The organism is Colwellia sp. Arc7-D (assembly GCF_003061515.1).
In the GTDB taxonomy this organism is placed as follows: domain Bacteria; phylum Pseudomonadota; class Gammaproteobacteria; order Enterobacterales; family Alteromonadaceae; genus Cognaticolwellia.
This window is the reverse complement of sequence record NZ_CP028924.1, coordinates 2,881,220-2,892,185: the sequence shown is the minus strand read 5'-3', so window position 1 is coordinate 2,892,185 and position 10,966 is coordinate 2,881,220. Positions and strand designations below refer to the sequence as shown.

Here is a 10,966-nt window from a genome sequence, read left to right as displayed (position 1 = left end):
TGGCAGTAAAGTGAGTACAACACTAGCAGTGAGCAATAGTTTTCTATTTTTTATCTGCAAATTTGCAACCCAATATTATATGACAACAAGTGTATTTTTATATTTAATTTGTTGGCATTTATTTAACTTTTTACATTATACAGTATGTTAATGCTTTGTGAATAATCATAATTGATTTAGTCATTACCCAAAGCATATTACTCATTTATACAAAGTAAAAAGCTTCGCTAGGGTTAAGGTGATTTGTAAATACAGCCATTTGTTTCAAGCTCTGTAAGATAAATACGCGTCATTAATTCTAATTGATGATAATTAGGTAACATATGTTGGCACAGTTGATAAAAAGCCTTGTTGTGGTCTTTTTCTTTTAAGTGAGCAAGCTCGTGTACCACGATCATATTTAATAAAGATAGTGGCGCACGTTTGAACATACTACCAATACGAATTTCATTTTTACTTTTTAATTTACTTCCTTGCACACGAGAAACATAAGTGTGTAACCCTAATGCATTGTTAATAATATGAATTTTATCGTCATACTTTACTTGGCTCAAGGGCGCAGATTTTTTTAGGTATTGTTGCTTAATCGCAAGAGAATACTCTCGTAATGCTTTGTCTGATGTAATCTCATGTGGTTCAGGAAACTGGGTTAATAAATAAGTCTTTAAATTACCATCATTAATAAGCTGAATAACTTGTTGTTGAGTTTCAGCGGAGTAATGAGATAAGTACTTTAACGGAGTGGTCATTGGACTATTAATATTTCTAAATTTTGGTTTCAGCGATTATTACACAGCTTACGCTATTTTTATTTTAACGTTCAGTATTTTTTTTACTGAGTTTTAACCTAGTTCTGACCCACTACTAGATAAAAGCTAGAGCATAAAATGTTTAAAAACCTGTACTAGTTGTACAGGGGAAGAGTGCCCCAAAAGAATTAAAAATTGAAAGTGATGATATGGTGGAGTCCATTCGCAGTGGCGGTACTTATGTTGGCTATTTAGTGTTTGACGATGAAGGTCACGGCTTCAGTAAAAAAGCGAATTGAATCAGTGCTTCAAATAAGTTTTTAAGCTTTTTAAATGATCACTTATAAGTTTTTAAAAGTGTGATGTAAAAATAGCGAACATAGTGTTCGCTATTTTTTTCTGAGGCTATTGAAAGTTTATTACTTATAACTTTGATAAAAATTAATTAAGCCAATGGTCGAGCTGTCATGCTGATCATTTAAGTTTCCAGATGATAACTCTGCTTGAATATTGTTGGCTAAACCTTTACCAAGTTCTACACCCCATTGGTCGAATGAACAGATTTGTAAAATAATGCCTTGCACAAATATTTTATGCTCATACATAGCAATTAAACTGCCTAGTGAACGTGGTGATATCCGTTTCATTAATATGGTGTTGGTAGGGCGGTTACCTTTATGAACTTTGTGTGGGGCAACTTTATCAATGTAATCTTGTGTACGACCCTTTGCTTTTAAATCCGCACGCACTTGAGTTTCATTAACACCCTGCATAAGTGCTTGAGTTTGAGCGAAAAAATTTGCCATTAAGGTTTCATGATGACCATGTACGGGCGTAACACTCTCAACTGAGCCAATAAAGTCTGCAGGCACAACATTATTGCTTTGATGTAGGTATTGGTAAAAGGCATGTTGACCGTTAATTCCTAATTCACCCCAAATCGACGGTACAGTGGGATATGAAATAGAGTCACCATCCCACGAAACAGACTTACCGTTACTTTCCATCTCAGCTTGTTGTAAATATGCTGACAACATGTGTAAAGTCTGGTCATAAGGCAAAATAGCTTGAGATTGCGCACCGAGAAAAGTACAGTTCCAAACACTGAGTAGTGCCAAAATAACAGGTGCATTTTCTGCTAGTGGAGTATTACAAAAGTGTTGATCAATTTCATGCGCGCCTTCCAGTAATTCAATAAAGCGTTCAAAACCTAAGTCGATAGCGATAGGTAAACCAATAGCAGACCAAAGTGAGAAGCGACCACCTACCCAGTCCCACATATCAAAAATATTTTCTTCAGCGATACCAAATTCCATGGCATTCTTTTTATTTGATGATACGGCAACAAAGTGCTGAGCAATGGCTGATTGATCAAAAGATGAAGATACGAGCCATTTCATAGCCGTTCTGGCGTTGGTCATTGTTTCTGTGGTAGTAAAGGTTTTACTTGAAACAATAAATAAGACCTTTTCTGGATTCAAAGGTCTAAGTACATTAGCTATTTGGGTACCGTCAACATTGGAAACATAATGGACATTCACGCTATTATCACTGTATTGGTCTAGTGCTTCAGTGACCATTTGTGGGCCTAAATTTGAACCGCCCACACCAATATTTACTACATCAGTAATACGCTTTCCTGAATAACCACTCCATAAACCTTGGCGAACTTTCTCACTAAAGGTTTTCATCTTATCTAGAGCTAATCGCACATCAATATTAATGTTTTTACCATCGAGCATTATTGGTGTTTCGCTGCGATTTCTTAACGCTGTATGCAATACTGCACGGTCTTCTGTGCGGTTAATACGTTCTCCGCTAAACATTTTTTCTCGCCAAGCTTCAACATCGCACTCTTTCGCTAAATTGAACAGCATATCCATTGTCGATGCTGAGATAAGGTTTTTTGAATAATCGAGAAGAAAAGGCGCAAGTTGAATTGAGAATTGCTCAAACCGTTTTGGGTTTTGTTTAAATAACTCACTCATATGTTGAGACTTCATATCAAGTGCATGATTTTCAAGTTTTTTCCAGCTAGGTAATGAGGTTCTATCTTGCATTACGGCTCCATTGTTTAGTTTAATTACTTAATTATAATTTGTTAAATAATATAAAGTTTAGGTCGATAAAATTATTGCGCTATAACAATACTATTTACTATATTTAGCGAAGTGGCTAATAATTAATTAGTATAGTTAGCTAGAGATTGGTTATGTAAAAATATGTATTTAACTTATTGTATTATAATAGTTATATTTTTATTTTTATATTCTTATTTAATGTTTCTAGGATGATTTATTACAACAGGGGTTACAAAACTTACACTCGCTAGAATTTCTAGCGAAAAAATATTTTTACTTTGTTGTTAATCAATTAACCACAAAATTTCATTAATAAGGTGGGGTGTTTTTAATCTGTCTGTTTAAACGATTGTCGCTTTGCTGAAATATGGCGGAGAATAATCAATAGGAATAACTAACAGGTTGAAGTTGAGGCTTTAAATACGGCCATTAAATTTTCTACAAAGGCTATATTGTTGTGTTCAGATACAGATACTGTAATGCCAAATGGTGCAAAATGTAAGGTTTCAGCTAAGTCATCTGCTGTTAACCCCGTTTTTTTAAGTGTTAAACGATTAGCTGATATTTCTTTTTCAATTCTCAAACGAATACTTTTTTTGATAGCACCTTCTTCTGCTTGAATAAGATCCTTACAAAATGCCTGACCCGCGTGTAACAAGTTAGATCTCACGAGATTACTAGACACGTCGTTAAAGAAGCCTTCACAACGTTGAATAATTAGCGCTTGTGTTTCCTGCCAAAAGTTTTTTTCAGACTTACGGTATAGATCAATCAAAATATTGTGTTTTTGAAAATGTTTCTCTACAACCGCTCTAAAAAGTACCTCTTTTGATTTGAATTGTTTATGTATCGTCACACGAGATACACCTGCATGTCGACTTACCATCGATATGTTTGCGGTATCATAGCCGTGTTGAAAAAAACACTCCATTGCGGTATCTAAAATTTTATCGGTAGTACTGGGCAAATTTTCTACTCTTTATATATTAATGACTATTATATTAACGTGAGTTGTTACATTACACAACAGGTTTACATTAGTTGTTAATGTGTAAACCTGTGTTATGATTAGTGTACTTATTTTAAATTTTACTTATATTTTGAGGTTACCGTGAATCGAATTTTTATACTTGCTACAATTTTTGTACTGCAAGCTTGTTCAGAACCAACAGAAGTAAAGAAAGAAACTGCTCCGGTTGTTGTTCAATTGACGAGTGCTCATGTAACAAGTTTAGCGAATAATTATGAGTTTCCAGCGATTGTTTCTGCAGTGAAGAGTGTTGACCTTAAATTTGAAGTGTCAGGGCGCTTAATATTTGAAAACTTGATTGAAGGCAGTGAAGTTAAAAAGGATCAAATTTTAGCTAAAATTGACCCTAAGCCTTTTCAACGTAAAGTAGAAGAAAGCCGAATTCGTCATGAAGACGCTCAACGAAATTTAAAACGTATTAAAGATGTTTTTGATAAAAATGTTGCTTCACAACGCGACTACGATGAAGCTAAATCTCAGTTTTCTATTACAAAAATAGTGTTAGAAAATGCGGAACAAGATTTAAGTTATAGCACGATAAAAGCACCATTTAATGCTGTTGTGGGCGCTAGGTATATCGAGAATGATAGCTTGATTAGAACCGGAGATTCACTGGCTAATTTACAAGATAGATCAGAGCTATATTTTACCTTTGAGGTACCTGAACGTATTATGACCGCTAATGTTGGTAATCGTGATGTTAAAGCGACGGCTCATATTATTGGTCAGGAATCAAAAGTATATGATATTCAATATGTCGAACATAAAACCACGCCAGATCCTATTACACAAACCTATAGCGTAACCTTTGCTCTGAAAAATGAAGTTGCTAATGCCTTCTATCCCGGCTCACGAGCCATTGTGAATATTATGCCAAATAACAACCAATTACAGGCTTTGATTGTGCCATTAAGTGCGTTGATGGGTAACAATGATTCAGGCTTTAGTGTTTGGCGATACAATGAGCTAGACAGTAAGTTAACTAAAACTAAGGTTAATATTTCTAAATTCAAAGGTGAATTCGCCTTAATATCTTCTGGCCTCACGGATGGTGATAAAGTGGTCTCAGCTGCGGTAGGTCAAATGCGCGAAGGGTTAGTCGTTAGAGAATATAAGGCGACATATTAAGATGGATATAGCACGTTATTCTCTGACTAAACCCGTTAATATCTGGCTGATGTCAATATGCTTTATTATTGGTGGCATTGTTGCTATGAGTAAAATAGGGCGTTTAGAAGATCCCGCATTTACCATCAAACAAGCGGTTATTTTTACCTACTACCCAGGTGCAAGCGCAGAAAAAGTTGAAAAAGAAGTAACCGAACAGCTTGAAATAGCGCTGCAACAAATGTGGCAATTAGATATTTTACGATCTGTTAGTAAGCCCGGTTTTTCTCGTATTACCATGGAAATACAACCTCATATTGACGGACCATTATTACCTCAAATATGGGACGAATTACGTAAACGTTTACGAGATATTCAGCACGACTTACCCCTTGGCGCTAGTGCGCCTGTTGTTATAGACGATTTTGGTGATGTTTACGGTATTTATTATGCGTTATCGGCACCTGACTTTAGTGCAGACCAAATGCGGGAGTTTTCAAGGATAATACGCCGTGAAGTGTTAACCGTTGACGGCGTTGCTAAAGTGAAAGTAGGCGGCATTTTAGAAGAAGAAATTGTCGCAACTATTGATAGTTATCAAATTTCTGGTTTGGGTCTTTCTTTTCCTGACCTTCAGCAAGTACTCGCCAGTAACTTAAAACCCTTCAGTGGTGGTCGGTTATATGTCGGTGATAAACAGATCAGGATACCCATCGAAAGTTCCACCAATAAAATAGAAGAAATCGAAAACTTATCTATTGTTGTGCCAGGAAAAAATGCCTCTATAAAAATAAAAGACATTGCTGAGTTAACGCTTCAACCTGTTGCTATTCCAACGGGCTTAAAGCGTTTTAATGGTGAAAGTGCAATAACCCTCGCCATTTCGGCACAAAATGATATTAACATTGTCGATGTTGGTCATAAAATTGATGCTAAATTAGCTGAAGTGTTGGCAAAGTTACCTACGGGTATTAATGTTTCAACAATTTATAACCAAGCCAAAATTGTTGATGAATCAGTCGATGGTTTTATCTTGAATCTTGAAATGTCAGTGGTGGTTGTAACTCTAGCACTGTGCTTATTTATGGGGTGGCGTTCGGGTATTGTTGTTGGCGGCACTTTATTGATTACCGTTTTAGGTACGGTACTTATAATGTGGCTTTATGACCTTCAACTTGAGCGAATTTCCTTAGGTGCTATGGTGATAGCAATGGGCATGTTAGTCGATAATGCTATTGTAGTTGCCGAAGGTATGATGCTGCGAATGGAGAAGGGCAAGTCAGCTATGGAGTCAGCTAGCTTTATTGTTAAGCGAACTCAATGGCCATTACTTGGCGCAACCGTAATAGGTATAGCAGCATTCTCTGGTATTGGTTTATCAGATGATGCAACCGGTGAATTCTTATTTTCATTGTTTGCGGTAGTACTTATTTCTTTAATGCTCAGTTGGATTCTTGCCGTAACATTAACTCCTTTACTGGGTAAGTATTTTTATAAGGTTGGAGATAAAGAAGGGGCTGAAGAGTCGCATTCTTTATTTCATAAAGCTTACTTAGTCGTTTTGCGTAGTGCCTTGCATTGGCGAGGTGTTACCTTGGTAATATTGGTAGTTATTACCATAGGTGCATACGCGAGCTTTGGACTTATCAAACAAGGATTTTTCCCACCTTCCAATACTCCAGTATTTTTTGTTCATTATTGGGGACCACAAGACTCAGATATACGAGCCACTGAAAAGTATATGAAAGCGGGTGAAAAGTTAATACTTGAAACCGAAGGTATTGAATCATTAGCAACGTTTATTGGTGAAAGTTCTGAGCGCTTTACGTTGGTATTCGCACCTGAATTACCCAATGAAAGTTATGGATTGTTTTTAATTCGTGCCAAAAATGCTGCAGAAATACCTCGTTTAGCGCAGGAAATTTCAACTAAGTTAAAACAAGCAAACCCTAAGGTAAATTTTTACGCCGAAATTATGCAGTTTGGGCCAGGCGCTGGCGCAAAAATACAGGCAAGATTTTCTGGTGAAGACCCAGCGATTTTAAGGGAATTAGCAGAACAAGCCAAAGCGATATATTTCGAAGATGGAATGGTTAGAGATATTCGTGATGACTGGCGTGACAAAGGTATTGTTTTAGCCCCTGAATATGATGATATTGCCGCTGGTATCGCCGGAATTTCAAGAAGTGACTTCAGCCAAGCTATTAAGTTTTATACTGATGGTTTGCAAATCGGTCAACTTCAAGATGGCGATTACCTTTATCCCATCATCGCGAGGAATAGCAATAACAACCAAGATCAACTGGTTGGTTTAGAAAATAGCTTGGTGTGGAGTAGTAGTCAAAGAACCTATATTCCCTTTAAACAAGTTAGCGGAAAAATGAACTATTCAAGTGAAGAATTGCTAATTAATCGACGCGATCGCGTACGCACAATTACGGTTAAAGCTGAGGCTGGTTATAGTGAAACCACAGGTGAAGCATTTAGTCGTACACAAGCAAAAATTGAAGCAATCCCTTTACCTCAAGGTTACAAACTTGAATGGGGTGGAGAGTTTGAATCTTCGCGCAAGGCACAAGCAGCTTTAGGGCAAGGCCTACCATTGGGCTTTTTAGTTATGTTTATTATTAGCGTATTACTTTTTGGTAAGGCAAGACAACCGCTTATTATTTGGCTAATTGTACCAATGGCAGTTGTAGGTGTGGTGGCTGGTTTATTAATAGCAGACTTACCTTTCGGCTTTATGTCATTACTTGGTTTTTTAAGTTTATTTGGAATGCTAATTAAGAACGCCATTGTGTTGCTAGAAGAAATAGACTTGCAAATAGCCGAAGGTAAAGAAAAAGCATTAGCAATTGTAGAAGCTAGCTTAAGTCGTTTAAGGCCAGTTTCATTGGCGGCTATCACGACTATTCTAGGGGTTATGCCGCTAATACTCGATCCTTTCTTTGCTGACATGTCGGTAACTATAATGGGCGGTTTAGCGTTTGCCACCATCTTGACCATGATTGCAGTCCCTGTACTTTACAGTGTTCTCTATAAAATCAAGGTGGATAAAATTTAGCTTGTATAGCTTGTATAGCTTGTATAGCTTTTAGGTAAAGTTAACCTTCTAAGCAATCGATGAAAACGAGCAATTATTTGCTCGTTTTTTATTTACGCTATTATTTAATTGATTCACTCCATGGTGAATCTTAACAATGACTTAAAAATTAGAATTGAGTTGTTAAGTGTAATTACTAAGGTAGGTCGTTTATGGACTCTAACTTAATACACTAAACTGTTAGCGTTTAAATAAGTTGAAAGAAAAGTTAATTGCTTTAGGTCTTATTTGTATACACTAAATATAATTAAAAAAGAGTAAGGATTTATGTTATGACAGGTCGCCAGGGTTTTGTTGCGTTTGCCATTGTTACACCAATAATTATTTATGCACTTAGTTTTCTTAGCCCAAGTTTTTTTTGGGCTTTTTTAGTGGTAGGCCCTTTAATCGTCATCGGCCTTTTCGATATGTTTCAAACAAAACACACGATTAAACGTTTATATCCGATATTTGGACGACTTCGTTATATATTGGAATCTTTTCGTACTGAAATTCAACAATATTTTGTTGAGTCTGATCTTGACGGAACGCCAATACCTAGAGAGTTTCGCTCGTTAGTTTATCAACGCGCGAAAGGCAACAGAGATACTCGTCCTTTTGGTACTATTTTTGATGTTAACGCTGCAGGTTACGAGTGGGTTAATCATTCGATACACGCCAAACATTTATCAGATTATAAGCCAAGAATTAAGTTTGGTGGTGATGAATGTACTAAACCTTATATGGCATCACCGCTTAATATTTCAGCTATGAGCTACGGAGCCTTAAGTAAAAATGCCATTATGGCCTTGAATAGAGGCGCTAAAATGGGGGATTTTTCTCACAACACAGGTGAGGGAAGTATGAGTCCTCACCATCTAAAACATGGTGGTGATATAGTTTGGCAAATTGGTACGGGTTATTTCGGCTGTCGCGATCATAAAGGCAACTTCAATCCTTTAACTTTTCAAGAAAATGCGATTAAAGACGTCGTAAAAATGATCGAGATAAAACTGTCTCAAGGTGCTAAACCTGGTCATGGCGGCATATTACCTGCAGCAAAATTAACTAAAGAAATATCTGAAATTCGAGACGTTCCCATGGGAGAAGATGTTATCTCTCCTCCCTCACATTCTGCATTTTCTAGTCCTAAAGAGTTATTGCAGTTTATTGAACAATTAAGAGAGTTATCAGGTGGTAAACCCATTGGCTTTAAATTGTGCGTGGGTCGAAAAGATGAGTTTCTCGCTATATGTAAAGCGATGCTTGAAACAGGAATAAAACCCGACTTTATCACCGTTGACGGTGGTGAAGGTGGCACAGGGGCGGCCCCCGTTGAGTTTACTAATTCGGTTGGTACACCGATTAAAGACGCATTAGTTTTTGTTAATAGCGCGCTTATTGGCGTTGGTTTAAGAGACCAAATTCGTATTATCGCCGCAGGAAAAATGTTGTCTGCATTCCATATTCTTCGAGCTATGGCATTAGGTGCAGATGCTGTTAACTCAGCTCGAGGTATGATGCTTGCCTTAGGTTGTATTCAATCACGTACATGTAATACCGACGAATGCCCCACAGGTATTGCAACGCAAAATCCCGGACGTAATAAAGGCTTAGTTGTGACAGATAAAGCGCAACGCGTCGCTAATTTCCACCGTGATACCGTTAAGAGTTTAGTCGAGCTAATTGGTGCTGCTGGCTTAAATAATTTAAATGAATTACGTCCTGAACATATTAATCGACGAATACAAGGAACAGATGTAAAAAACTATGCTCAGCTATATCCTGAAATTATTTCAGGCAGTCTTTTACAAGCAAGCACTGTTGATCCAAGCTGGAAATATGATTGGGATAAAGCCAATGCGAGTGCTTGGTAGACACCCAATGGTAATACAGCGTTTCACTATGTACCAATTAGGCATCTTTTAGATCAGCGTGTGGAAGTAATAGATTGAAATGACTATCTTTATAATCGTGTTATGTCTTATCTTTGCCTTAGGTTTTTTAGCTCAATATACCGGTCTTTGCATGGTGAGGGGCGTGAATGAATGGAAAAATGGCAACCCTTCCTTTTTGCTTGCCATTATTTTTAGTGGTGTGCTGTCTTGGGTGGCTGTTGTTACTGCATTTATTTTAGATCTGCCGCTTCAATTTAAAGTTTATGAACCCAGTATCTTGTTCGCGATAGGCGGGGTTTTGTTTGGTTTGGGTAGCGCTATTAATAACGGGTGTGGTATTTCTACTTTAACTCGCTTATCAAAAGGAGAGTTTGCCTATAGTGCTACGATTGTAGGCTGGTTAATCGGGTGGTCTATTTTGGCTACTTGGCGTCCTGATGTGTCTGTAATAGCGCTGCCTTTACCTACTAATGTGACTTATGGCGCTTTGATAATAATTTCATTAATGATCAGTGTTTGGGTGGCTTTTGGTAATAATGCCCGTAAAAAGGTTTGGTTTGGCATGATGGGAATAGGCTTACTTAGCGGCTTTATTTTTTTATATCAACCTAAGTGGCCACCGAGTGCGCTTTTACATGATTTAAGCAATTTGATAACAGGTCAAGATAATGCTATTTGGCCAGATTTAACGCGGTATTTGCTCTTTATAGCGTTATTAATTGGTATGTTCTTTTCTGCATGGAAAGCAAAACGATATTTTATCGTTTTACCACACATTAAATACTGGTTAATACACTTATTAAGCGGTGTACTTATGGGGATAGGTGCATCACTTGCAATGGGTGGGAATAGCTTTCAACTTTTAATGGCTTTACCTGTATTTTCAGTTGCTGGAATTATTGCTATTTTGGGAATAATCGTCGGTATATTTGTTGGTGTAGATATTAAGCGAAAGTACTTATAACTTTGATTATCAGCTTTGGCTGATGTTTTTAACCCACCGTAATTTTAAGCGTTTG

The 10,966-nt window shown here is 37.1% G+C and carries 7 protein-coding genes; 4 read left to right on the top strand and 3 right to left on the bottom strand.

The window, feature by feature from the left end; genetic code table 11:
* Positions 1-233 precede the first annotated feature (233 nt).
* From DBO93_RS12570 to DBO93_RS12560, 3 genes are all read right to left on the bottom strand, one after another.
* Positions 234-749: a M48 family metallopeptidase gene (locus DBO93_RS12570; protein WP_108456657.1), complete on the bottom strand. Its 516-nt coding sequence runs from the start codon at positions 747-749 to the stop codon at positions 234-236.
* Between the two features lie 419 nt (positions 750-1,168).
* Positions 1,169-2,809 carry a glucose-6-phosphate isomerase gene (gene pgi, locus DBO93_RS12565; RefSeq protein WP_108456656.1) on the bottom strand — a complete coding sequence of 547 codons (1,641 nt, stop codon included), beginning with the start codon at positions 2,807-2,809 and terminating at the stop codon, positions 1,169-1,171.
* 415 nt (positions 2,810-3,224) lie between these two features.
* The gene (locus DBO93_RS12560) at positions 3,225-3,797 is read right to left on the bottom strand and encodes a TetR/AcrR family transcriptional regulator (protein ID WP_108456655.1); all 573 of its coding nucleotides are present in this window, start codon (positions 3,795-3,797) and stop codon (positions 3,225-3,227) included.
* 144 nt (positions 3,798-3,941) lie between these two features.
* Between DBO93_RS12560 and DBO93_RS12555 the strand changes: the two genes are divergently transcribed.
* From DBO93_RS12555 to DBO93_RS12540, 4 genes are all read left to right on the top strand, one after another.
* Positions 3,942-4,988 carry an efflux RND transporter periplasmic adaptor subunit gene (locus DBO93_RS12555; RefSeq protein WP_108456654.1) on the top strand — a complete coding sequence of 349 codons (1,047 nt, stop codon included), beginning with the start codon at positions 3,942-3,944 and terminating at the stop codon, positions 4,986-4,988.
* 1 nt (position 4,989) lies between these two features.
* A complete protein-coding gene (locus DBO93_RS12550; protein ID WP_108456653.1) occupies positions 4,990-8,031 on the top strand; it encodes an efflux RND transporter permease subunit in 3,042 nt (1,013 codons plus the stop codon).
* 311 nt (positions 8,032-8,342) lie between these two features.
* Entirely contained in the window at positions 8,343-9,926 is a 1,584-nt protein-coding gene (locus tag DBO93_RS12545; RefSeq protein ID WP_204100622.1) for an FMN-binding glutamate synthase family protein, read from the top strand.
* A gap of 163 nt (positions 9,927-10,089) precedes the next feature.
* Positions 10,090-10,911, top strand: a complete 822-nt coding sequence (locus DBO93_RS12540; protein ID WP_239058982.1) for a YeeE/YedE thiosulfate transporter family protein — start codon at positions 10,090-10,092, stop codon at positions 10,909-10,911.
* Positions 10,912-10,966: the final 55 nt, after the last annotated feature.

Excerpts from the sequence above, each read along its gene's own strand:
- DBO93_RS12570 (WP_108456657.1), bottom strand. The coding sequence starts at position 749 with ATGACCACTCCGTTAAAGTACTTATCTCATTACTCCGCTGAAACTCAA.
- pgi (WP_108456656.1), bottom strand. The coding sequence starts at position 2,809 with ATGCAAGATAGAACCTCATTACCTAGCTGGAAAAAACTTGAAAATCAT.
- DBO93_RS12550 (WP_108456653.1), top strand. The coding sequence starts at position 4,990 with ATGGATATAGCACGTTATTCTCTGACTAAACCCGTTAATATCTGGCTG.
- DBO93_RS12545 (WP_204100622.1), top strand. The coding sequence starts at position 8,343 with ATGACAGGTCGCCAGGGTTTTGTTGCGTTTGCCATTGTTACACCAATA.